Here is a 21,979-nt window from a genome sequence, read left to right as displayed (position 1 = left end):
CCCGCCGTAGTGGTGGCACTGCCAGCACGGGTGCGGCTCGGCCTGGGAGGCGAAGTAGTTGGAGGTATAGATTGCAGCAGTGTCAGCATCGCGCGTGGAGGCGTCGGAAACCAGCGCTGCTACCTGCTGCCCCACCTCGACGTCGATCCGCGCGCCTGGCGTCATCTATCGCCTTCCCTGGACCATCGGTTGCCCTCCATCACTGGTGGTTCAGCAGCGAGGCCTGCGCCGCCGCTGCGGTCAGCGCCACCAACGCCGCCAATTGAGCCGCGCCAGCAGCTTGCGCAGGCGGAGTTCGACCGGCCCGTAGTTGATGACCATCAGCGAGTCGGAGCTGCCGCGCCGCCGGTCACCAGCCCGCAACATGCACGCGATCTCGGACCTGGGATGGATCGGCCGTTTGCTGGGGAAGACCCAGCACGCGTGGTTGGAGTAGTCGTCGGCAGATGGCGGTGCCGTGCCTTCGCACTCGGGCCTGGCCTGGGCACGGAGGTGTGCCGGGATGGGGCCGAGCTCTTTGTCGTCGTCCATGTCCGGGATCATGCCGCCGCCAGCGCCAGCAGGTCCTCGCAGCTGGACTGCTGCTGCGCCTGGTCATCGACCCCGTGCACCTCGTGGTCCTGCTCGATGAGCGTCCTGGTGGTATCGGTCAGCGTGCCGACGGCCTGCACGAACAAGGCGGTCGCGCGCACGCCGCTGGCTCAAAGGAGATCGGCATGCACGCCCAACCACTGAAGCAACATACCTGAACCCGGTTCCCTCACCCCCCTTCCTCCTACCCCACCCTGTCTTCCCCTTCTCCCCCCTTCAACAGCGCGGCCGGGAAAGGGACGGGACAGAAGGTGGAGCAGGACAGGGACATGGCCTTCGCCTGACTCCCTTCAAAGCCACGGCGCGCGCAGGAGAGAAGGGCTGGGCCTCGGCCGGCTTCAAAGGGATCAGGGTCGCGCGGAGGGACACCTACTTAGCAAGAAATCCCCGGTATGTTGTATAAGAGGTGCCGCACGCGTTGCGCGCCGCCGCCGTTCCGACGCAAGAAGGCGCCATGCCGGAACTCGTCGAAGAATTGGACAGGCAGCAGCGGGTGCAGTGCATTGCCCGCTTCCTTCAAGCCAGGAGCATCCAACGGCGCCAACACCCCCGTGCCGTCGAGTAAATCCTGGGCATAGCTTTCCACCTTCCGTACCACCTGCGTGGCCGCGCAGCACCCACGCCAGACGCCCTCTGGGCAGCAGCGTCGCCGCCAGCCCGCGCGGTGACGGCCCGGCCTCCACCCGGGCCCTGGCTGCAGGCTCCGGCGGGCCTAAGGGGGATAACTTTTGAGGGGTCGGAGCATCTCCAAGGCCTTCGGGCACTCAATAAGTGTCCTCATCGCCCTGGTGCAAGGCGTCAAGCGACATCTTTTGAGAGCTCGAAGCACTTCCAAGGCGTTCCAGCACTCAAAAAGTGTCCCCTTGGCGGCCTTGCAGCCCCTCCCGGGGACAGTTTCTGAGGGCCCGACGAGCTTCCAAGCGCTTGCCAGCACTCAAAACCTGTCCCTCCAGGAGGTGGCAGGCGCCGCAAGGGGGACAACTTTTGAGGGGCCGAGGCGTTTGCACACCCTTGCAGCACTCAAGATCTGTCCCTTTCAGGCTGCGCAAGCGCCTAAGGGGTCAACTTTTGAGGGTTCCAAGCGCTTACAAGCCCTTCCAGCACTCAAACCGCGTCCCCTTCAGGCCAGGAAAGGCCGCAAGGGGGGCACCTTTTGAGCGCCAGAAGCGTTTCCAAGGTCTTGCAGCACTCAAAACCTGTGCCCTTGAACGGCCGAAGGGTGACGGGATTTAAGTGCTGAAGCACCTCCGCGCCGGCGAGCCCTCAAAAAGTGTCCCCGCCGCAGCGTTCCAACGGCCCAGCGCGCCAAGCAGCAGGGGCCTGCATCGAAGGCTTTTTGCACGCGCAGCGGGCGGCCCGCTCGCACGTCCTGGCCGCGCCGGCCAGCACCGCCGGGGGCGGCCCAGGTCGATCCAGGCGTTCAGGCAGCGCCCGCACCGTGCCAGGCAGAGGCCTAGCGCCTCGCGTGGCCGCGAGCCGGCAGCCGCTCGCTGCAGGCGGCGCCGCCGCCTGCAACGCCCCCATACCGGCTCCAACGGCGCTGGCGTGCGCCACCGGCCCCGGCTGGGCGCCCCACTGCGCAGTGTCGGCGCCCAGGCACGGGCCGCCAGCACTCAAAAGGTGTACCCCCAGCCCTCATATCCACACCCCCAATCACTCAAAATTTGCCCCCCTGGTACTCATATCCACACCCCCAATCACTCAAAATTTGCCCCGCAATTACTCAAAAGATGTCCCCCAAACCCTTCCAAGTGCTTGCCGGCAAAGAAGAAATCGCCACCTAAAGGTTTAAAACAGATTAAAGGTTATTAAAGGCTTAAAGGTTAAAAACAGCGCCCACCTGCAAAAGCCAAACCCTAGATTCATGGCCGAAGGCGGAGATGCCGCCGGGACAACAAGGCCGCTCAACGGAAACACCAAACGGGTACACTACAACGTAATGCTGTCCCCGTAGCCTGGAGTCGCTGCTTGAACCGCCGATCGCGCGAAGTCGCTGAAACGCCGCAGGGCAGCCTGATCCCGACGGCACCCCAGCCGCCCGACGACCTGTGGCGCAAGACCGTCAAGGTGCTTCACAGCGTCCCGCGCGGGCACTCGCTGACGCTGGTGCAGCGCAAGATCGCCAATGCCTGGATGAAGCACGCGATCGAGAACCCGCGAGGCAGGGATGGCTGGTGGCAGATGCCCATCGTGAAGCTGCGCCAGGAAACCGGCTTTGCCTCGACCAACACGGTGCACCTCAAGGAAGCGGCCAAGGCGCTCATGCGCATCATCTTCGAGTTCGACGTGTTCGCGCCGAGCGAGCGCCGCACCGACGAGTGGCAGGCGCAGGTGCTGTTCCACGCCGTGGCCATCTCCAACGGCTACATCCGCTGGCAGATCAGCGACAACATCTACCGCGAGCTGCAGCGCCCGGAGGTCTACGCGCTCATCAACATGTCCGTCATGCGCCGGTTCACGACCACGGCGGCGCTGCAGCTGTGGGAGTTCTGCGTGCGCTTCGAGAACATCGGGGTGACCAGGCGGCTGCGGTGGGAAGAGCTGCGCGACGCCGTGCTCGACGGCGCTGACAAGGCTTCCTTCAGCGAATGGAAGGTCCTTAGGAAGCGGGCACTCGTTCCCGCCATCGCGGAGATCAACGCCCGCTCGGACCACGAGATCGAGATGCTCGAGTTCCGCGATGGCCGCCGCGTCGCCGAAGTCCAGTTCCGCGTGTGGCCGAAGAAGCAGGGCACCAAGGTCCCGATGGAGGCAGAGCGGCTGGTCGAGCGCATCGTCCGGCTGGGCGTGCCGGCCATCGAGGCCAAGCGCATGGCCGGCCTCTACCCCGTGCCGCGCCTGCACGCCGCGCTGCGCTACACCGAGCTGCGCCAGACCGATACCGAGCAAGCGCCGCTGGAGTCGCCTGCGGCGTACTTTCGGCGCGCGCTGGAGCTGGGCTGGGGCTACGCAGGCGACATTTCCACGCCGGCAGCCCCGGATCCGGCCAGGTTCGCTGTCGTGGACGCCGCAGGTGCTCCCGACGAAAACGATGTAGCTTCCAGTAGACGTCGCGAGCTGGCCCGCGGCCACTACGACAAACTGCCCAGCGCCGAGAAGGAGGCCCTGCGTCAGCGCTACAACGCCCAGCAGCACTTGGCCAATTTGCGTGTGAAAGCCCGCGTCACCAAGATCACCGAAGTCGCGTTCATGAACTGGCTGGCCAAGGAACTGTGGGGCGACGGGCCGCAGGAAGCGCTTCTCTGACCGGGTGTTTGGTCGAAGCGCAGCGACGCTGCCGTACCGCCGCCTGATATGCCGTTGAAAAGTTGGGATTTGACAGACCGGCATTTGGCGCGGCTGCCGCGGCACGCAGAAACGGATGCATTCACGGCTGAATCAAGCCCGTTGCCAAGCCAACCCTTGCATCTCTAAAGGCCCGGATAACCGAGCTGCGAATCTGTACCGGGCACTGATGTGTGGCTGCAGGTCTCCCCCGTTGCGTCACAATGCCGCGGCACTGCGCCACACTCCTGACTCTCACGCCCATGCTTGCCGCCGCGACCTCCGCTCCCCTGACCGAGCAGGAACTCGACCAGCTCCAAGATGCCCTTCAAGCGGGCCATGCAGCCATGAAGTTGGAGGCGATGGACGGGTACTTCACGGCGTTGATCTGCGGCCCGGAGTTTGTGTCCCCCCACGAGGCCGTGCAGCAGGTGCTGGGTAGCAAGTTCACTTTCGACAGCGAGGAGCAAGCCGGCCAGATCATCGGCCTGATGATGCGGCACTGGAACTGGATTGCCGCGGAGCTGCAGCGTACCCTTATCGAGCCGCATGTGTACCTGCCGGTACTGCTAGAAGACGACACGGGCGTGGCGTACGGCAACGACTGGGCGCACGGTTTCATGCGCGGCGTGCAGGCGCACCCGGGCAGCTGGAACGAGCTGGTTACCAGCGACAAGGATGGAGGCTGCCTGGTGCCGATGATGATGCTCGTACACGAGCACGATCCGGATCCAGGGATGCGGCCGCCGCCCATCGATGCCGACAAGCGCCAGGAAGTGATCGCAACCATGATTGCCGGCGCAACCCGGTGCTACCGCTACTACGAGCCGGCCCGGCGCGCTGGCGCTGTCGGGCATACGCCGCTGCGCCGGCATGCTCCCAAGGTTGGTCGCAACGAGCCCTGCCCCTGCGGCAGCGGGCGGAAGTACAAGCACTGCTGCGCGCAGACACTGCACTGAGTCGGGGAACCCATGAGCCAGGACGACCTCCCGCTCGATGCCAACGGCCCGGCCTACACCACACCGCAGCAGCGTCATGGCGTGCCGCTGGACTACGTTGGCGAGAAGCTGAGCCATGCGATCGAGGAACTTCATCGCTTCGCCCGTCAACATCCACAGCAGCGGCAGGCGCTGCTTGCGCCGATGCACTACCTGCTCGTGGCGCACCTGGGCCTGCACAACATGCTGGCCAAGGCCAATGACACATCACTGGCCCTGCGGCTGCTTGAAAGCAGCGAGGCTGGGCTCCAGAGCTGGCTGGCGCTGATTGAGCGCGAGGGCGACGTCGCTGGTCTGGCGGGCCTGGATGAGCCTTGAGCCAAGGCCGGACGCTTCTCTGCAAGGCTGCTGGCTGGAAAAAGCTGGCCTGAAATCCCAGTACCTCGACATGCATTCGTTGCTGCCAAGCGTCGATACAGGGCAGCTTGAGCGAGCGCGCCTGCAGAAACAGATGCATTGGGGCCTTGGCTCAGGGTGCTAAGACAATGCCCAGTGCCTTGCGGGCCTGCTCGGCTCCGCGGACCTTGGGCAACGGGGTGTAGTGTGCCTGGCCCAGCTTTCTCAGCGTCGCTGGCTTGTCGAACAGCACGACCGCGCGCTTGGTGTTGAGCCTGCGCGACACGTAGTAGATGCCGTCGAAATCGTACGGGTGCGCGTGGATCTGCTGGCTCCAGCGTTGGGGGATGTCGTAAGGCCAGATCGCGGAGAGCGCGGCATCCCCGCCGGCCTTGAGCAGGCTTGCACCGGTCATGTCCGCCAGTTTCAGCACCTGCCCCGGCACGTCGTCGAACCGGACAATCCAGCGCGCGTTGAACCGGGTGCGCTCCACCACGAACTGGCCGTCCACCGCCGAGACGTCATGCAGCAGCGTCTCGGCCAGCGCGGTGGAGAGATCGAAGCCGAGATAGCACGTGCCGTAGGTGCAGCCCGGATCGTCGAATCGGTGCAGGCCCAGCTTCCCGAAGTACGGCTCGCCAGAGTTTCTGGGGCCGCTGCGCAGCAGAGCGGAGGGCCGCACCTCCTTGGCCTTGATGTCGAGCGTGTTGAAGGACTGCGATGGCGCCTGAAGGACACTCGCGGAAGGCGTGGTGCCGGGCCTCGTCATGCTTGGGCATACCCCCTGGCCGTGCGCACCACCATCTCCAGCTTGCCGCTGGCCAACGCTTCCAGCGGGGTCTTGCCTTCCAGCGAAATGAACGGGGTCCTGAAGAAGGCCAGCTTGGCCCCGCCCGGCAGGTCTCCCAGGGCCCTGGAAACCGCTTCAACCTGCCTGCGTTCGAAGCGCGGATCTGCCAGCCAGGCCGGGAAGTACTGCCTGAGCTGGTATTCCACGTAGAACATCCGCCTGGCGCCCAGCGCCTTGCTCAAGGCTTGCGTGGTACAGCCCAGACGTCCGGCCAGTTCCTCGCGGCTCACGAGCTCGCCACTGTCGATCATGCGGCGCAGCCCCGTGTCGGCTTCCCGCTCGGTCGCTTGCACGAACGCCTGGGCCTCCTGTGCAGAGGCCTCCTCGACCGCGGCCGTGGAGGGTTGCGCCAGTCTGGTCTGGACGATGTTGGCCGCGGCGGCCATGCGCCGCGCCTGACGCAGGGCGGTGCGCTGGCGCTGTTGCGCCAGCTTTTCCGGCTGGGCCTTCAGATGCCGGATGACTGTGCCCATGGGCATCTTCTGAAGCTTGGCTGCGGCCTGCTCCAAGACATCCAGCGTCTCGAAGAACTCCGTGATCACGAGCGGCTCGGCGGGCTCGGCCTTGAGCGAGCGCTTGACCGGGGTGGCTGCCGGCCGCGCGCGCTTAGCAGGCGGTTTGGCTGCCGCGGCAGAGGCGGTTGCAGGTACCCGCCGGCTGGTCTTCGTTGCTGGCGTTGCAGCGGCCATGAGGAACCTCCTTTGAGTCGGAGCAATTTAACCACAGAAACTTAGAAAACCTGCGAAACCATTGAAACGTTACCCACGGCCATCACTCTCGGCTCGCTTGCGGGCACCGGTATGCGCCCACGTGTCTTGCTTCGGCCTCAGCTCAAGGCTGGCAACACGCGGGCATTCCGGCGTCGTGACAGCCTGCCGCGGGATCTGACCGCTCCGTTCGGCCCCACGCGACCGGGCCCACACGTTGCAAGGCGGCATGACGCCGGCGGCCTGCACGCCGCGGAGAAAGCCGCGTGGCGTGGGGCAATGAAAAAGGGCGGCTGCCTCCAGCTGCGCGGGTTGGGAAGTAGGGAGAGAAGAAGTGCCCTACCCCGCTGTCGATCACCCTGGAAAGCCTCTTGAACCCGGCGGCGGGCCGTTTCAGGGCGCAGTACGGCGGCGTGGCTGCGGCACGGGAGCAGCGGGTGGCTGCTGGCGCGGCGGCTGATCCAGCCCCGCGTGCAGCCGCTCGTGCATGTCGCTGAGCGTGGCGCACAGGTCCTCATCGAGCACGTCGCGCAGTTGCTCGCCCAGTGCATCGAGCGTTTCGGCATCGCCCTTGTCGGCCGCACGCTGCATCTGCTCGGCGAAGGCCGCCAGCCGGAAGATGCAGTTGTCCTGCGCCGGGTTGGACTCGATGTCGATTGAGCAGGCCCGCAGCCACGCCGGCCAGTCCGGCAAGGACGCAGCCGCGAGGACCGAATCGAGCTGCTCCAGTGCGGTCATGGCGCACCCTGGTGCGCCGCCCGCGCAGCGCTCCTGCCCGGCCTGCATGGCATGGGAGGGCGTCTGGTGTCCATGAGGGCTTGATTCTGACCCATGGCTCAAGGGCGGCCGCGCATCGGGCGGCTCGTGCCGCACCACGCCGACGCCCCCACGTCGTGTGGACGGCGTTGCGCCAGCCTCGAGGGCGCGGACGCGCCGGGGCGGCACGCCGAGCTCGGGAGCGACGATGGCTGGTGGTCCCACTGGCGTCAGCGACGCCCGCCAGATGAGCTCGGACTTGCCGGTTCCCCGAGGCACTGCCACATTGGCCGACGCATTTCTGGCACGCCACCATGACGACGGGAGGATCTGACCTTGTCCATTGCACGCGAACTGCCCGCGCTGCTGAGCACGGTGCGCACGCCGGGCGACTTCTGCACCGCAGGCACGATCGAGCTGGCACTCCCGCTGCTGACGGTGCAAGGCGTCGGGGCGGTCGCGCTGCCGCTGCTGCCGCAACAGGCCGAACAACTCATCGCCATCGCCGACCGTGCACCTTACGGCCGCGGCGCGCAGACGCTCGTCGACACCTCGGTGCGACGGACCTGGCAGATCGGCGCCGAGCGCGTGCGCATCGAAGGCGCCTCCTGGGCACGGACGCTTCGATCCATCGCCGAGAGGGTGGCCGAGGGGCTGGGCGTCACGGAGGCCGTGACGGCGCAGCTCTACAAGCTGCTCGTCTACGACGAAGGCAGCTTCTTCATTGAACACCGCGACACCGAGAAGGTGCCGGGCATGTTTGCCACCCTCGTCGTCGCGCTGCCTTCGATCCACACCGGGGGTGAGCTTGTCGTGCGCCACAAGGGCCGGGAGGTCCGCCTGGACCTGCACGGCCCGGACCCGTCGATGGCGGCGTTTGCCGCGTTCTACGCCGACTGCGTGCACGAGGTGCTGCCCGTCACCTCGGGGTGTCGCCTGGTGCTGGTCTACAACCTGGTGCGCGAGGGACGAGGCCGGCTGCCCCAGCCTCCCGACTACGAGGCCGAGACGCAGCGCATCGCGGCGCTGCTGGCAGCCTGGGGTGCAGGCGAATGGGGGCCGGATGACGAAGCCCCGGCGAAGCTGGTCTATCCGCTGGAGCATGCGTACACCCCAGCGGAGCTGTCCTTCCAGGCCCTCAAGGGCGCGGATGCCGCCGCCGCCGCCGTGCTGGCCGCCGCGGCGCAGCGCTCGGGCTGCGAATTGCACGTGGCGCTGCTCACCATCGAGGAAAGCGGCAGCGCTGAGTACAGCGGCTACTCCGGCCGCTCCTGGCGCGACGACGAGTTCGAGATCGTCGAGGTCTGCAGCAGCAGCGCGGTGCTGTCGGACTGGCGAAGCCCCGACGGCACGGCGGCAGAGCTCGGTATCTTTCCCGTCGAAGACGGCGAGCTGTGTCCGCCGGACATGTTCGATGACATGGAGCCTGACGAGCAGGAGTTCCAGGAAGCCACTGGCAACGAAGGCGCTTCCTTCGAGCGCAGCTACCGACGCGCCGCCCTGGTGCTGTGGCCGAGGGCGAGGCGGCTGGAGGTCATCAGCCAGGCAGGCCTTCAGGTGGGCCTGCCCTGGCTCGCCTCACTGGCCCGGCGCTGGCAGGACAGCGGCGCCCCCACCGATTCGCCGCTGTGGAAGGAGGCCCATGAGCTCGCTGGGCACATGCTCGATGCCTGGCCCGACAGAGGTGAGTGGCCCCGACACGGCGAGGCGCCCAGCACGGCGGCCAGGATGCTGGCCACGCTGGCACAGCTCCAGGACGCAGCGCGCATCGACGCCTTCCTGGCCGATATCAGCGCCGCTGGCGACTACGGCAAGAGCGACAACGAGGCCCTGCTCGCGGCCGCAGCGCTGCTCGCGCCGCGGCGCGCGGCCGTGCTGATCGAGCACATCGTCAGGGCGAACGCTGCGAAGGACCCCGGTGCCTGTGCGGACCTGCTTGCCCGTGGCGCTGCTGCACCGCCGCTCGGACGCCCTGCGCCAGACCTCATCGCTGCGGCCGGGGCGCTGGTGGATGCGCTGCCCGGCGACCCGGCGCGAGCACCGCAGCCACCGGCCAACGCGTGGTGGCGGCGCCAGGACATCAGCTCCGATTTCATCGTCGATCTCGTGGCGGCGCTCGAGCGCATCGACGCGACGTTGGCCCGGCTGGCCGTCGACCACCTCCTGGCCTGGCCCAAGACCTACGATCTGGATGCCGTCATCCTGCCTGCGCTCAGGCACCTGACCAGCCAGGCCACGACACGCGACACCCCTGGCGTGCAACGGTTGCGCGCCGCGTGCGTGCAACACCTTCGCGCGCGCACGGCCGAGCCGCTGGAGCCGCCGACCAACTGGACCCGAGCCGCCACACTCAACTGCCGGTGCGCCCATTGCACCGAGCTCGCCAGGTTTCTGCGGAACCCAGACGAGCAATCATGGACACTCAAGGCCGCCGAAGCCGTCCGAGCCCACGTCACTTCGACCGTGCAACACTGCCGCTGCGATCTGGACCTCGTCACACAACGACGCGGCAGTCCCTACAGCCTTGTATGCACCAAGAACCAAGCCAGCTACGAGAGACGGGAAAAGCAGCGCCGTGAAGATCTCCAAGACCTGGAACGTCTGGGATAGCATTTATGGTTCATTGAAAACGCGCGTGGCATGCCAGCCGTAATGCATTTTCATCCTGCTTGCTCAAGTCTATTTGCGTATGTCAAGACAAAGTTGAAATGTCGCATGACCGGCAATGGCAGCTCAAGCTGCCTTCGTGTTGAACTGCGCAATGGCGGAGTGCAAGTGTGGACGCTCAAGTGCTCCATCACTTACCAATAGACGGGCACACACTTAATTCATCAATGCATCCTGAGGTTAATTGATATGAGGCAAGGAAAATACACGCTGATCATATAACCGGCCGCAGGCTCCAGAGCAGCTGGGGAGGGTCCTCAGTGGCCTGCGGTCATGGGACTGATCATGAAACAAGCAAGCGATAGCAGTCGTGCATTGCGTCGCCACCACTCTTGCCGCCTTAAAAAAGCTAGGCGCTTATATTGGGGTATGGGAACTGGGGCGGAAAACGCTCCGGATGATCGCCGTCTTGGTATCGTGATCTCAACTGCTGCGCTGTGCTCCTGCCATATGTGCGGGAATCCGCGCCGCTATTGGAAGATCAAAGACGCGTTGACGGTACAGGAGCAGCGCTTGTTCCAAGACCTCCTCCAGGATATTCAGGGAGAATCTCAACCAAGTTGATCGTGGCGTCGGCGTGATCCGTACGGGCCGAATCAATGCAGTGCGAGAATATCTCGTGCGGCAACGTGACGCTGCTGGAGCGTGAGGGGCCCGGACGGGACGCTGCCGAAGGACTTCGCGCACCAGTCTGACTTCGGCACTCAGCGTCGCCGCGTGGGTCGCTGCGGTTTCCAAGCAACCCTCAGTGGGAATGCCACCTCGTCGAACACGCAGTGGTCCTACGGAAAGCTGGCACCTTGCGTCCGATGCGCGTATGACAGCGCTAGCCAGCGTCGCCAATATTCAACGGCGTTTATGTCAAATCCGCTGGTTGTCGCAATATTCTTGGCGAACGTTCCTCTCAGTTCAAGTGGTCAATGTCTACCACCTCGGGCACACCAATGCCGATTCGAGTGGAAGCCCATTCAATCTGCCAAATCGAACAGCAAAGGCGCCATTGCAGTAAACGAGCGCAGCGATGCCATGTATGCGAAGGCTGCCATGGACACGCCATTGTCGAGATGGAACCTTTCATTATTCCAGGGTGACGTTGGCCCTGCGCACTACTTGCGCCCACTTGTCTGCTTCCTGGCGGATGAAGGCTGCGAACTGCTCGGGCCCCATGTGGCCGGGCTCGGCGCCCTGCTCAGCCATCACGCGCCGCGCCTCCGCGTCCTCCAGGCTGGCGCGTGACTCCGCAACCAGCCGCGCCAGTACAGCCGCCGGCGTGGCGGCGGGAGCCCACAGGCCGAACCACGAACTGGCATCGAAGCTGGGCACACCACTCTCGGCGATGGTGGGCACTGCGGGCAAGGCGGGCGAGCGCTTGGCCGAAGTCACAGCGATCGCGCGCAGCGCGCCCGACCGGATGTGCGGCAGGGCCGAGGGCAGGTTGTCGAACATCATCGCGGTCTGGCCGCCGATCAGGTCGGCCACCGCCGGTGCGCTGCCGCGATAGGGCACATGCTGCAGTTGCACGCCCGCCATCTGCTCGAACATGGCGCCCGAGAGATGGATGGACGTGCCGTTGCCCGCGGAGGCATAAGTCAACTTGCCGGGATCGGCTTTGGCGCGGGCAACCAGGTCCTTGACACTGCGCACCGGCATCGAAGGGTGCACCACCAGCACATTGGGCAGCGTGGCGATCAGCGCAATCGGGGCGAAATCCTTGACCGGGTCGTAGGGCAGCTTCTTGTAGAGCGCTTGGTTGATCGCATGCGTGCCGACGGTGCCGACCAGCAGGGTATGACCGTCGGCCGGGGCCTTGGCCACCTGGGCTGCGCCGATGTTGCCGCCGGCGCCAGCCTTGTTCTCCACCACCGCGGCCACTCCCAGCCGGGTGCCAAGCTGCTTGCCCATGAGACGGCCCAGGATGTCGGTCGTGCCCCCCGCCGCAAAGGGCACGACCAGCGTCAGCGGCCGGGACGGAAAGCCCTGGCTCCGCGCCAGGCCCGGCCAGGCCGCCGAGGCCAGGGTCGCGCCGGCCAGACCCAGCAGGCGGCGGCGTTGTGCGTAGTGGGGCTTGTTCATGGTCTGCCTTTGTCAGTGTTGGAAGAAAGTGCGGGACCCGGTTTCGTCAGGTCGCGGCCGACAGCGGGGCCAGCCGGCGCAGCGCCTCGTGCATCTGCTGCTCCAGGCGCGCGACGATCGCGGCCAGCGGCTCCAGGCGGTCGACGAAGGCCAGGGCATGGCCGGCGGACAGCAGCCCCTTGGACCAGTCGCCACTGAGGTAGGCCTCGCGGCCGATGCGCCCCGACACCAGCGGCATGAGGTCCTGAATCGTCAGGCCCGGCTGCGTGGTCTCCAGCGCCCTGACGGCGCCGGTCGTCTCGTTGCGCAGGCTGCGCACCGTGTTGCCGACGCTTTGCATGCACAGATCGGTGTCGGTGGGCTGCGCCTGCACGAGGCGGCGCTTGTAGTCGGCATGGGCCCAGACCTCGTCCGCGACGAGAAAGCGCGTGCCCATCACCACGCCCGCGGCGCCCATGGCCAGCGCGGCCACGATCTGCGACCCATGGCCGATGCCGCCGCCGATCAGGTACGGAATCTCCAGGCGACTGTCGGCCCAGGCGGCGTTGACGATGGTGCCCACCATGTCCAGGCCCGGATGCCCGCCGCACTCCGCCCCGACGATGGCCACGGCATCCACGCCGATCGAGGCTGCCTTCACGGCGTGGCGCAGCGCCGGCACCTTGTGCAGCACCTTGATGCCGGCCGACTTGAGCAGCGGCATGAACTCCTCGGGATTGCGGCCGGAGGTCTCGACGAAGCGCACGCCTTCCTCGATGATGGTCTCGAAGACCTCGCGCGTCCTCTCGCCAGGCACGAGCTTGGGCAGCATCGACACGTTGACGCCGAAGGGCGCGCCCTCGCACAGATCGCGGCAGCGCCGGATCTCGGCCCGCAGCGCCCCGCACTCCGGAAAGCTCGCCGCCGTGATGAAGCCGATCATCCCGCTGCGCGCGGCGGCAGCCACGTAGTCCGCGTTCGACAGCCACATCAATCCGCCCGCCACGATGGGCAGCCGCGTGCCGAACAGCGCGGTGACCGCCGTCGGCCAATGGCTTTGCTGCATGGAAGCCCTCCCTTTGGCGCCCTGCGCCTGTCGTGCGTCAGACGACGCCGCGGTCCTTGAGGCCGGCGAGCTCGTCATCGGAGAGTGCCAGCAGCTCCTGCAACACCTGCCGGGTGTCGCCACCGAGCTGGGGCGGCGGCCGGCGCACGGGCATCCGGGTGCCGTCGAAGCGATAGGGTGGCGCCAGTACTGGGGTGCTGCCCACCTCGGGATGGGGTTGCTGCGTCACCAGCCCGGCCTCGACGGCGCGCGGCGAGGTCAGCGCTTCGTGCAGGCCCAGCACTTCGCCGCAGGGAATGCCGCACGCGTTGAGTCGGTCCAGCAGCTCGCGGCGCGTGCGGCGGGCAAGCTCGCGCTCGATGTGCGGCAGCAGCTCGGCACGGTGGGCAGAGCGGTCAAGGTTGGTGCCAAAGCGCGGGTCCTCGGCCAGTTCCGGACGCTCGATCACCTCGCGGCAGAAGCGCTGGAACTGGCTGTTGTTGCCCACCGTGATCACCAGTGGCCCGTCCGCGGCATCGAACACGCCGTAGGGCACGATGGACGGATGCGCATTGCCGTAGCGCGGCGGGTCCTCGCCTTGCAGCAACGCCTCCAGCCCGTAGTAGGAGGTGATCATCAGCCCGCAGTCGAACAGCGCCATCTCGATGTGCCGGCCCTGGCCGCTGCGCTCGCGCTCGTACAGCGCCGCAAGCACGGCCTGCGCCGCGTACATGCCGGTGAACATGTCCACTGCCGCGATGCCGAACTTCAGCGGCGGGCGCTCGGCCTCGCCGTTGAGCGCCATCAGTCCCGCCTCACCCTGGACCAGCAGGTCGTAACCCGGGCGCGCAGCTTCCGGACCGCTGCGGTCGTAGCCCGAGATTGAGCAGTACACCAGCCCTGGCCGCTGCGAGCGCAACTGCTCGTAGCCCAGGCCCATCTTCTCCACGCCGCCGAGCTTGAAGTTCTGGATCACGACGTCGCTCTGCAGGGCCAGCGCGCGCGCCAGGGCCTGTCCTTCCGCCGTCTGAAGGTCCAGCGCGACGGAGCGCTTGTTGCGGTTGACGCTGTTGAAGTAGGCAGTCTCGGTGTGGCCCACGCGCCGGCCCCAGTCGCGCGTGTCGTCGCCGCGGCGCGGATGCTCCACCTTGATGACCTCGGCGCCGAGGTCGCCCAGCACCATCGCGCACATCGGCCCGGCCAGCACGCGCGAGAGGTCCAGCACGCGCACGCCGGCCAGTGGCAGCGACGCGGAAGGAGTTGAAGTCGTCATTTCGTTGTTGCCTCGTGGGCGCTGCGCAGCGTGCGGAAGTCGGCGGCGCGCTTGTCGAAGAAAGCCGAGATGCCCTCGGCCGACTCCGCGTCGCCGAGCGCATCCACCATGTGGCGCGCCTCGCGCTCCAGTTGCTCGTCCAGCGTGGCGCCAGCGGCATGGCGGCACAGGTCTTTGATGCGGGTCGTGGCCCGCGCCGGGCCCGCAGCCAGGCGCTGCGCGAGCGCGACGGCCTCGTCCACGGCCCGCCCGGGCTCGGCCAGCCGGTTCACCGCACCGGACTGCGCCAGCCGCTCGGCCGCGATGCGCTCGCCCGTGAGGCACAGCTCCGTCAGCAGCTGGCGTGGCAGCAATTCCGAGAGAAAGAACGTGGCCCCACCATCCGGCGTAAGGCCGACTTTGACGTAGGCGACGCTGAAGTAGGCATCGCGCGCCATGACCAACAGGTCACAGGCCAGCGCCAGCGACACGCCCGCGCCGGCCGCACCGCCCTCCACCGCGGCGATGACAGGCTTACCGCAGTCGCGAATCGTGCGCACGAGGCCGTGCAACCCTTCCAGGCGTTCGCGGCGTTCTTCGGGCGCCAGCTCGCGGCGCCGTGCCAGCTGGCGAAGGTCGCCGCCGGCGCAGAAGAAGCCGCCGGCGCCGGTGAGCACCACGGCGCCGATCTGCGCGTCGGCCTGCGCCTCGGCCAGCGCCTCCGTGAGCGCCGCGTAGAACGCCGGGCTCAATGCGTTGCGCACGCCAGGGTTGTCGTGGGTCAGCACCAGCACCGCACCTTCGCGGCGCTGGATCAGCGTGGATTCCATGATTACTCCAGCACCACCTTGGCCTCGCGAATGACCTTGCCCCACTTGGCGGTCTCCGCGTTGATGAAGGCGTCGAATTCCGCGGGGCTGCTGCCCATCGGGATGGTGCCCATGGCTTCAAGCTTGGCCTTCACGTCGTCCAGGCGCACGATCTGCGCCACCTCCTCGGACACCCGGCGCAGGACCGGCTGCGGGGTGCCCGCGGGGGCCAGCAGGCCGGCCCAGGTGCTGCCGGTAAAGCCGCTCACGCCCTGCTCGATGAAGGTGGGCACCTCCGGCAGCACCGGCAGGCGCTTCTCGGCCGCCACGCCGATGAGGCGCACCTTCCCGCTGCGCCCGGGCTGGATCAGTCCCTGCGCGGCATCCATGAACAGCTGGATCTGGCCGCCCATCAGGTCGGTGAGCGCGGCAGCCGCGCCGCGGTACGGGATGTGAACCATGTCCGCGCCCGTCACCGACTTGAGCAGTTCGGTCGTCAGGTGGACCGCCGAGCCGTTGCCGCTGGAGCCGAAGCTGACCTTGCCGGGGTTTTTCTTGGCATAAGCGATGAGCTCGGGCACGGTCTTGAATGGCGCGTCATTGTTGACCGCCGCCACCAGCGGCGAGATGCCGATCAGCGACACCCCGGCCAGATCCTTGCGCGGGTCGTAGGGCAGCTTGGCGTACAGCGTGGTGTTGGCCGCATGCGCGGCGATCACCACTGCTAGGGTATAGCCGTCGGCCGGCGCCTTGGCCAGGGCATCGACGCCCAGGGTGCCGTTGGCGCCGGACTTGTTGTCCACCACGACGGTCTGGCCCAGGCGCTCGCCGAGCTTCTGGCCGATGAGGCGTGCCGTCACGTCGGTGAAGCCACCCGGCGGGTACGGCACGATCAGGCGGATGGGTTTACCAGGCCAGTTCTGCGCGAAGGCAGCGGCCGGCGCGGCCAGCGCCGCGGCCAGGCCGACGTTGAATTGGCGACGTTGCATCATGTCTTGTCTCCTTGGCGTGATCAGGCGGTCTGGTGCCGCTCGCGCAGCTCGCGTTTGAGCACCTTGCCGATGGCGCTGCGCGGCAGCTCGTTGATGAAATGCAGTGACTGCAGCCGCTGCGTCTTGCCCAGCCGTGCGTTGGCCCACTGCAGCAACTCGTCTTCGTCCATGGCATGGCCTTCGCGCCTGACGACAAAGCCCACCGGCGTCTCGCCCCAACGCGCGCTGGGCACGCCCACCACCGCGGCGTCGGCCACGGCCGGATGCTCGCGCAACGTGGCCTCCAGGTCGCTCGGGTAGATGTTGAAGCCGCCGGAGATGATCAGGTCCTTGCGCCGGTCCAGCAGTGTCAGGAAGCCGTCGGCGTCGAAGCGCCCGATGTCGCCGGTGCGGATGAAGCGCTTGCCCGCGGCATCGAACCACTCGGCCTCGCGCGTGGCCTCGGGGCGCTTGTGGTAGCCGCGCATCATCCCGGCGGAGTGGCCCACCACCTCGCCGACGGCGGCCGGATCGCCGGCCGGCAGCTCGCGGCCTTCGGCATTGATGAGGCGCAGCTCGTGTCCCGGTGCCGGGCGGCCCACGGTGTGCAGTTTGTCCGGATGCAGGTGCGCCTCCAGCACGCAGCTGCCGCCGCCCTCGGTCATGCCGTAGAACTCCACCAGCCCACCCGGCCAGCGCCGCAGCACCTCGGCCTTGAGCTCGGCCGGAAACGGCGCGCTGGTGCAGAACTTGTAGCGGGTGCTGCCGAGATCGTAGGCGTCGAAGTCCGGCAGCGCCATCAGCCGCTGGTACTGCACCGGCACCAGCATGGTGTGCGTCATGCGGTGCTCCTGCGCCAGCGCCAGGTACGCGCGGGCGTCGAACTTGGGCATCAGCACCACGCAGCCGCCAAAGGCCAGCGTGGGGAAGAACACCACCAGCGTGGTGTTGGAGTACAGCGGCGTGGACAGCAGCGTGACAGTGTCGGCCCCGTAGCCATAGCGCGCGGCGCGCAGCGCATAGGCCCAGCGCATCGAATGCGGCTGCACGATCCCCTTGGGCTCGCCGGTGGTGCCCGAGGAATAGATGATGTTGAAGGGCCACTCGGGCCGGATCTCGACCGGCGCGGGTCGCCTGGCGCCTTCCAGCCACTCGGACAGCGCGCGCCCCGCAGCCGAACCGTCGAGCGCGATGCGCGGCGGGCCGCCCTCGCCCGGCTCGACGAAGGCGTCGAGGAACAGCAGCTTGGCGTCGGCATCCGCGAGCATGCGCTGCAGGCTCTCGGGCGTGGCGCCCGGCGCCAGCGGCGCCACCACCGCGCCGGCGCGCAGTGCCCCCAGGAAGAGCGCCGCGTATTCGACAGAAGTGGTCGCGCACACCGCCACCGCGTCGCCGGGCCGGATGCCGTCACGCTGCAGCGCCGCGGCGATGCGGTCCATCAGCACATCGAGTTGCGCGTAGCCCAGCCGGCAGCCGGCCACCACCAGCGCCGTCCTTTCGGGCGCGAGTCGGGCATGCAGCCGGATGCGCTCCGGCATGGCGTCAAAGCCGGGCAGGTTGCTGGTGTCGGTCATGAAGCATTCCTTGACGAGGACAGGTCTGTCCGCGGCGCTGGGCGCCTGAGTTGGTGAGGGGCTTAGTAGCCCGCCTGGCGATCCACGGCGTGGGGCTGCGGCAGGCCGGCGCGGGCACGACGCAGCGCGTCCAGGCATTGCTCGGCCACGGTCTGGAAAGCGGCCTGCGCCGCGATGTGCGGCGTGGCCAGCACCTTCGGATGCGTCCACACCCAGTTGTCCGGTGCCGGGGGCTCGCGTTCGAACACATCCAGTGCGGCTCCGGCCAGGTGACCGTCATCGAGCAGCGTGCGCAGGTCCGGCTCGACCACATGCTCGCCGCGGCCCACGTTGACCACGAAGGCTCCGCGCGGCAACGCGCCGAGCGTGTGGCGGCCCAGCAGCGCGCGCGTGTCGGGCGTCAGCGGCAGCGCGTTGACCAGGATGTCGCTGCGCGACAGCAGCGCACCCAGCTGCTCGCGGCCCGCGAACACCTGAACGCCGGGCAACTCACGCGGGCGGCGCGCCCAGCCTGCCACCTCGAAACCCAGCGGCGCGAAGGCACGCGCGATCGCCTGCCCCACCGCCCCCAGACCCAGCACCCCGATCCGACACGCCTCGGGAGAGCGCACCGGGTGGCGCAGCCACTGCGCGCTCGCCTGCTGTGCCTCGTAGCGCGGCAGCTCGCGGGTGAAGCGCAGCGTGCAGGCGACCACGTACTGCGCGATCTGCACCGCCTGCAGCGGGTCCACCACGCGGGTGACGGGCGTCGCCGCAGGCAGATCGCCCACCATCAGCTTGTCCACGCCCGCGCCGGTGGAGCACAGCACTCGCAAGCCCGGGTAGCGCGGCAGGATGCCGGGCTTGAGCCGCCAGGCCAGCAGCGCCTCGACGCGGCGGGGGTCGAAGTCATCGCCCTCCGTCCACACCGGTGTGTCGCCCGCGATCGCACGCAGCGCCTCGACGAAGGGTTGCGCAGGCAAGGGACGGGACAGCACCAGGATTGCCATGGCGGACCTCAGGCGTCGTAGCCCGGCAGGCGGCGGTCCAGGCGGCGCAGCAATGCAGGCCACACCAGGTCCGCGCCCTGGCCGCGCGTGACCTCGCGGCTTTGCTGCGGCATGCCGTCGACGATGTCCTGAGGCACCTCCACGAGCGCGCCGCCGCCAGCCTGCGCCAGCACCTGGATGCGGCAGGCCGCCTCCAGCAGGTACATGCCGTTGAAGGCCTCCGCCGCGCTGCGGCCGCAGGCGAGCAGGCCGTGATTGCGCAGGATCATCAAGTTGCGCGAGCCCAGGTCGGCCACCAGGCGAGCCTTCTCGTCCTCGCGCAGTGCCAAGCCCTCGTAGGCGTGATAGGCCAGGCGCGGCAGCACCAGCGCCGCCTGCTGCGAAATCGGCCGCAAGCCGTCGGCCTGCGCGGATACCGCCGTGCCGTGCAGCGAGTGCGTGTGCAGCACGCAGTTCACGCCTGGACGGCCCATGTGCACCGCGCTGTGGATGACAAAGCCTGCAGGATTGATGTCGAAGGGGCTATCCATCAACGGCCGGCCCTCGTGGTCCACCTTCACCAGGCTGGAGGCCGTGATCTCGTCGAAGCCCAGCCCGTAGGGGTTGATGAGGAACTGCTCGGGCTGCCCGGGCACCCGCAACGAGATGTGCGTGAACACCAGGTCGTCCCAGCCGAACAGCGCCACCAGCCGGTAGCACGCGGCCAGGTCCACGCGCGCCCGCCATTCCTGCGGCGTCACGGCCTCGCGCAGGTTGGGGATGTCCAGGGTCCGGGTCATGATATGCATCCTTACGGGTTTAGCAGAATTTGCTTCTGCTATGCGGAATCTACAGACATGAGCTCGGCATGGCAACCAGGCTGACCCTGGTAGCCAAATATGCGGCCCACAGGGACGCGGGGCGCCCGCACGGGTGCGGAATGTCATTCCGACCGATTCCGCTCCTCACAAATATGTTCCGTTATGCAGAACGTGATGGGATGAACAGCGCGGCGGCACTGCGCCGGCGTTCAGGCCAGCCGCACCAGCTGCTTGCCGAAGTTGCGGCCCTGCAGCATGCCCAGGAAGGCGTCTGGGGCGGCCTCCAGGCCCTGGGCCACGCTCTCGCGGTACTTCAGCTCGCCGCCGCCGACCAACTCAGCCAGCTCCTGCAACGCCTGCGGCCACACCGCCGGGTGCTCGCTGACGATGAAGCCCTCGATGCGCATGCGGTTGGCAAGGATGGGTCGCGGGTTCGCCATCGGGATGTCCTCGCCGCCATAGCCGGCGATCAGGCCGCACAGCGCCACGCGGCTGAAGGCATTGGCGTTGAGCATCACCGCATCGAGCACGCGCCCGCCGACGTTCTCGAAATCGGCGTCGATGCCCTGCGGGCAGGCCTCGCGCAGCGCCGCCGCCAACGAGGCGAGGTCGCCATGCGCGCGGTGGTCCACGCAGGCGTCGAAGCCCAGTTCCTCCACCACGAAACGGCATTTCTCGGAGCCGCCGGCGATGCCCACGGCCCGGGCACCGCGCCGCTTCGCCAGCTGCCCCACCACGCCGCCGACGGCGCCGCTGGCCGCGCTGACCACCACGGTCTGCCCCGGCTGCGGGTCGAGGATGCGGTTGAGGCCGTACCAGGCCGTGACGCCCGGCATGCCGACCACGCCCAGGTAGGCCTGCAGCGGGACGCGGCGGTCGTCCACCTTGCGCAGTGCGCCGGGCCGGGAAGGATCCGCCACCTGGTAGAGCTGCCAGCCGCCCATGCCCACCACCTTGTCGCCCGGCGCGAACTTCGGGTGGCGCGACTCGACCACCTCGCCCGCGGTGCCGCCGAGCATGACCTCGCCCAGCGGCTGCGGCGCCGCGTAGCTCTTGGCGTCGCTCATGCGCCCGCGCATGTACGGATCCAGGCTCAGCCAGTGATGGCGCACCAGCACCTGCCCGTCCTGCAGCGGCGGCAGCGGCGTCTCGACCAGCCTGAAGTTGTCGGTGCTCGCTGCGGCCTGGGGGCGCGAGGCGAGCAGGATCTGGCGGTTCATCAAGGTCATCGCGATGCTCCAAGGGAAAAGGGCGCCAAGCGCCCCTGCTACAACGCGGCCCGGCTCGCGGCTCACTTCATCGCCAGGCCCAGCCGCTCGATCAGCGCCTTGTCGCGCTGGAAGGTCTCGGCGGCCCACTTGCGGTAGTCCTCGCCGCTGCGGTACCAGGGCTGCTGGTTGAGCTGCTCCAGCACTTCCTGGTGCCGCGGGTCGTCCATCGCCTTCTTGAAGGCGTCGTGCAGCGTCTTCATCACGGCCGGGTCCATGCCCTTGGGGCCGACGATGCCGTAGGGCGAGGCGGACACCACGTTGTAGCCCAGCTCCTTGGCCGTGGGCACGCTGGGCCAGCGCTTGGTGCGCTGCTCGCCGAAGGTCAGCAGCAGCCGCATCTGCCCGCCGTCCACGAACTTGTCCCAGCCGGTGGCGTCGCTCTGCGCGCTGACATGCCCGCCCAGCAGCGCCTGCTGCAAGTCGGCGTTGCCCTTGAAGGGCACGTGCGTGAGCTGCACCTTGGCGTTCTCGGCCAGCTCCTCCATCAGCAAGTGCGGGCTGGTGCCGATGCCCGTGGAGCCGTAGTCCACCTTGCCGGGCGCCTTGCGTGCGGCCTCGATGTAGTCGTTGAAGCTCTTGTAGGGCGAGTCGGCGCGCACCGTGAAGCCGAAGGTGTAGCCCGAGACGCCGATGATGTAGCTGAAGTCGTTGAGCGGGTTCCAGGCCGTCTTCTGCATGTGCGGCACGCGCAGCATGCCCATGGGGAACTGGGCGATGGTGTAGCCGTCGGGCTTGGCGGTCTGCGCCATCATGCCCGGGCCCAGCGTGCCGCCGGCGCCGGGCTTGTTCTCGACGATGATGTTCTGCCCCAGCTGCTTGGACGCGAGCTCGGCCAGCAGCCGCATGTGCCGGTCGGTGGAGCCGCCCGCGGGCCAGGGCACGATCAGCGTGATCGGCTTGGCTGGAAAGCCCTGCGCCAGCGCGGCGCCGGCCGGGGCCAGCAGCGCGGCGGCGCAGCCGGCCAGTAGCAGGCGGCGGGTCTTGGAGGTTGCGGTCATCGTTGTCTCCGGTTGGTGCGGCCCTTGGCGGGGCCATCGAGAAATACGT

General features: G+C 67.7%; 20 protein-coding genes. 5 read left to right on the top strand and 15 right to left on the bottom strand.

Going from position 1 to position 21,979, the window contains the following annotated elements; all coding sequences use genetic code 11:
* Positions 1 to 240: 240 nt before the first annotated feature.
* The gene (locus ALA01S_RS19405) at positions 241 to 531 is read right to left on the bottom strand and encodes a hypothetical protein (RefSeq protein WP_157119123.1); all 291 of its coding nucleotides are present in this window, start codon (positions 529 to 531) and stop codon (positions 241 to 243) included.
* An 8-nt stretch (positions 532 to 539) separates the two neighbouring features.
* The gene (locus tag ALA01S_RS33225; protein WP_157119122.1) at positions 540 to 692 is read right to left on the bottom strand and encodes a hypothetical protein; all 153 of its coding nucleotides are present in this window, start codon (positions 690 to 692) and stop codon (positions 540 to 542) included.
* A 1,867-nt stretch (positions 693 to 2,559) separates the two neighbouring features.
* On the opposite strand from ALA01S_RS33225, the gene ALA01S_RS19400 reads away from it, so the two are divergent.
* From ALA01S_RS19400 to ALA01S_RS19390, 3 genes are all read left to right on the top strand, one after another.
* Positions 2,560 to 3,837, top strand: coding sequence for a replication initiation protein (locus ALA01S_RS19400; RefSeq protein ID WP_066339775.1), 1,278 nt, complete (start codon positions 2,560 to 2,562; stop codon positions 3,835 to 3,837).
* Positions 3,838 to 4,118: 281 nt separating this feature from the next.
* The gene (locus ALA01S_RS19395) at positions 4,119 to 4,814 is read left to right on the top strand and encodes a UPF0149 family protein (protein WP_066339786.1); all 696 of its coding nucleotides are present in this window, start codon (positions 4,119 to 4,121) and stop codon (positions 4,812 to 4,814) included.
* Between the two features lie 12 nt (positions 4,815 to 4,826).
* Positions 4,827 to 5,171: a hypothetical protein gene (locus ALA01S_RS19390; RefSeq protein ID WP_066339773.1), complete on the top strand. Its 345-nt coding sequence runs from the start codon at positions 4,827 to 4,829 to the stop codon at positions 5,169 to 5,171.
* 151 nt (positions 5,172 to 5,322) lie between these two features.
* On the opposite strand, the gene ALA01S_RS19385 is transcribed toward ALA01S_RS19390, so the two are convergent.
* From ALA01S_RS19385 to ALA01S_RS19375, 3 genes are all read right to left on the bottom strand, one after another.
* Entirely contained in the window at positions 5,323 to 5,958 is a 636-nt protein-coding gene (locus tag ALA01S_RS19385; protein ID WP_066339772.1) for an RES family NAD+ phosphorylase, read from the bottom strand.
* Positions 5,955 to 6,728 (bottom strand): hypothetical protein, encoded by a 774-nt coding sequence (locus tag ALA01S_RS19380; RefSeq protein WP_157119121.1) that lies wholly within the window; start codon positions 6,726 to 6,728, stop codon positions 5,955 to 5,957. Before ALA01S_RS19380 ends, ALA01S_RS19385 begins: the two co-directional genes overlap by 4 nt.
* A 411-nt stretch (positions 6,729 to 7,139) precedes the next feature.
* Positions 7,140 to 7,484: a hypothetical protein gene (locus ALA01S_RS19375; RefSeq protein ID WP_066339769.1), complete on the bottom strand. Its 345-nt coding sequence runs from the start codon at positions 7,482 to 7,484 to the stop codon at positions 7,140 to 7,142.
* Between the two features lie 354 nt (positions 7,485 to 7,838).
* On the opposite strand from ALA01S_RS19375, the gene ALA01S_RS19370 reads away from it, so the two are divergent.
* Together ALA01S_RS19370 and ALA01S_RS34315 are read left to right on the top strand one after the other, a co-directional pair.
* Positions 7,839 to 10,112, top strand: coding sequence for a 2OG-Fe(II) oxygenase (locus tag ALA01S_RS19370; protein WP_066339763.1), 2,274 nt, complete (start codon positions 7,839 to 7,841; stop codon positions 10,110 to 10,112).
* A 330-nt stretch (positions 10,113 to 10,442) separates the two neighbouring features.
* The gene (locus ALA01S_RS34315) at positions 10,443 to 10,733 is read left to right on the top strand and encodes a hypothetical protein (protein ID WP_174548639.1); all 291 of its coding nucleotides are present in this window, start codon (positions 10,443 to 10,445) and stop codon (positions 10,731 to 10,733) included.
* Positions 10,734 to 11,246: 513 nt separating this feature from the next.
* On the opposite strand, the gene ALA01S_RS19365 is transcribed toward ALA01S_RS34315, so the two are convergent.
* From ALA01S_RS19365 to ALA01S_RS19320, 10 genes are all read right to left on the bottom strand, one after another.
* Positions 11,247 to 12,242 carry a Bug family tripartite tricarboxylate transporter substrate binding protein gene (locus tag ALA01S_RS19365; RefSeq protein ID WP_066339761.1) on the bottom strand — a complete coding sequence of 332 codons (996 nt, stop codon included), beginning with the start codon at positions 12,240 to 12,242 and terminating at the stop codon, positions 11,247 to 11,249.
* Positions 12,243 to 12,288: 46 nt separating this feature from the next.
* Complete coding sequence (locus tag ALA01S_RS19360) at positions 12,289 to 13,287, bottom strand: NAD(P)H-dependent flavin oxidoreductase (RefSeq protein WP_066339760.1); 999 nt, start codon at positions 13,285 to 13,287, stop codon at positions 12,289 to 12,291.
* Between the two features lie 37 nt (positions 13,288 to 13,324).
* Entirely contained in the window at positions 13,325 to 14,539 is a 1,215-nt protein-coding gene (locus ALA01S_RS19355) for a CaiB/BaiF CoA transferase family protein (RefSeq protein WP_066339757.1), read from the bottom strand.
* Positions 14,536 to 15,348 carry an oxepin-CoA hydrolase, alternative type gene (locus ALA01S_RS19350; protein ID WP_066339756.1) on the bottom strand — a complete coding sequence of 271 codons (813 nt, stop codon included), beginning with the start codon at positions 15,346 to 15,348 and terminating at the stop codon, positions 14,536 to 14,538. The genes ALA01S_RS19355 and ALA01S_RS19350 overlap by 4 nt, the downstream gene beginning before the upstream one ends.
* Positions 15,349 to 15,350: 2 nt before the next feature.
* A complete protein-coding gene (locus ALA01S_RS19345; protein WP_066339755.1) occupies positions 15,351 to 16,319 on the bottom strand; it encodes a tripartite tricarboxylate transporter substrate binding protein in 969 nt (322 codons plus the stop codon).
* A gap of 20 nt (positions 16,320 to 16,339) precedes the next feature.
* Positions 16,340 to 17,872 (bottom strand): class I adenylate-forming enzyme family protein, encoded by a 1,533-nt coding sequence (locus tag ALA01S_RS19340; protein WP_066339754.1) that lies wholly within the window; start codon positions 17,870 to 17,872, stop codon positions 16,340 to 16,342.
* Positions 17,873 to 17,934: 62 nt separating this feature from the next.
* Positions 17,935 to 18,861, bottom strand: coding sequence for a 2-hydroxyacid dehydrogenase (locus ALA01S_RS19335; protein WP_066339752.1), 927 nt, complete (start codon positions 18,859 to 18,861; stop codon positions 17,935 to 17,937).
* Between the two features lie 8 nt (positions 18,862 to 18,869).
* Positions 18,870 to 19,640 (bottom strand): class II aldolase/adducin family protein, encoded by a 771-nt coding sequence (locus ALA01S_RS19330; protein WP_066339783.1) that lies wholly within the window; start codon positions 19,638 to 19,640, stop codon positions 18,870 to 18,872.
* 230 nt (positions 19,641 to 19,870) lie between these two features.
* Positions 19,871 to 20,890, bottom strand: a complete 1,020-nt coding sequence (locus ALA01S_RS19325; protein ID WP_066339750.1) for an NADP-dependent oxidoreductase — start codon at positions 20,888 to 20,890, stop codon at positions 19,871 to 19,873.
* A gap of 62 nt (positions 20,891 to 20,952) precedes the next feature.
* Positions 20,953 to 21,930: a tripartite tricarboxylate transporter substrate binding protein gene (locus tag ALA01S_RS19320; RefSeq protein WP_066339748.1), complete on the bottom strand. Its 978-nt coding sequence runs from the start codon at positions 21,928 to 21,930 to the stop codon at positions 20,953 to 20,955.
* Between the last annotated feature and the right edge of the window lie 49 nt (positions 21,931 to 21,979).

It is taken from the genome of Azohydromonas lata NBRC 102462 (assembly GCF_001571085.1).
In the GTDB taxonomy this organism is placed as follows: domain Bacteria; phylum Pseudomonadota; class Gammaproteobacteria; order Burkholderiales; family Burkholderiaceae_C; genus Azohydromonas; species Azohydromonas lata.
Note: the sequence above shows the minus strand (reverse complement) of the source record. Positions and strands in the feature narration are given on the sequence as shown.

Coding starts and splice junctions, on each gene's coding strand:
- ALA01S_RS19405 (WP_157119123.1), bottom strand. CDS start 531: ATGGACGACGACAAAGAGCTCGGCCCCATCCCGGCACACCTCCGTGCC.
- ALA01S_RS19395 (WP_066339786.1), top strand. CDS start 4,119: ATGCTTGCCGCCGCGACCTCCGCTCCCCTGACCGAGCAGGAACTCGAC.
- ALA01S_RS19390 (WP_066339773.1), top strand. CDS start 4,827: ATGAGCCAGGACGACCTCCCGCTCGATGCCAACGGCCCGGCCTACACC.
- ALA01S_RS19385 (WP_066339772.1), bottom strand. CDS start 5,958: ATGACGAGGCCCGGCACCACGCCTTCCGCGAGTGTCCTTCAGGCGCCA.
- ALA01S_RS19380 (WP_157119121.1), bottom strand. CDS start 6,728: ATGGCCGCTGCAACGCCAGCAACGAAGACCAGCCGGCGGGTACCTGCA.
- ALA01S_RS19375 (WP_066339769.1), bottom strand. CDS start 7,484: ATGACCGCACTGGAGCAGCTCGATTCGGTCCTCGCGGCTGCGTCCTTG.
- ALA01S_RS34315 (WP_174548639.1), top strand. CDS start 10,443: ATGGGACTGATCATGAAACAAGCAAGCGATAGCAGTCGTGCATTGCGT.
- ALA01S_RS19365 (WP_066339761.1), bottom strand. CDS start 12,242: ATGAACAAGCCCCACTACGCACAACGCCGCCGCCTGCTGGGTCTGGCC.
- ALA01S_RS19360 (WP_066339760.1), bottom strand. CDS start 13,287: ATGCAGCAAAGCCATTGGCCGACGGCGGTCACCGCGCTGTTCGGCACG.
- ALA01S_RS19355 (WP_066339757.1), bottom strand. CDS start 14,539: ATGACGACTTCAACTCCTTCCGCGTCGCTGCCACTGGCCGGCGTGCGC.
- ALA01S_RS19350 (WP_066339756.1), bottom strand. CDS start 15,348: ATGGAATCCACGCTGATCCAGCGCCGCGAAGGTGCGGTGCTGGTGCTG.
- ALA01S_RS19345 (WP_066339755.1), bottom strand. CDS start 16,319: ATGATGCAACGTCGCCAATTCAACGTCGGCCTGGCCGCGGCGCTGGCC.
- ALA01S_RS19340 (WP_066339754.1), bottom strand. CDS start 17,872: ATGACCGACACCAGCAACCTGCCCGGCTTTGACGCCATGCCGGAGCGC.
- ALA01S_RS19335 (WP_066339752.1), bottom strand. CDS start 18,861: ATGGCAATCCTGGTGCTGTCCCGTCCCTTGCCTGCGCAACCCTTCGTC.
- ALA01S_RS19330 (WP_066339783.1), bottom strand. CDS start 19,640: ATGACCCGGACCCTGGACATCCCCAACCTGCGCGAGGCCGTGACGCCG.
- ALA01S_RS19325 (WP_066339750.1), bottom strand. CDS start 20,890: ATGACCTTGATGAACCGCCAGATCCTGCTCGCCTCGCGCCCCCAGGCC.
- ALA01S_RS19320 (WP_066339748.1), bottom strand. CDS start 21,930: ATGACCGCAACCTCCAAGACCCGCCGCCTGCTACTGGCCGGCTGCGCC.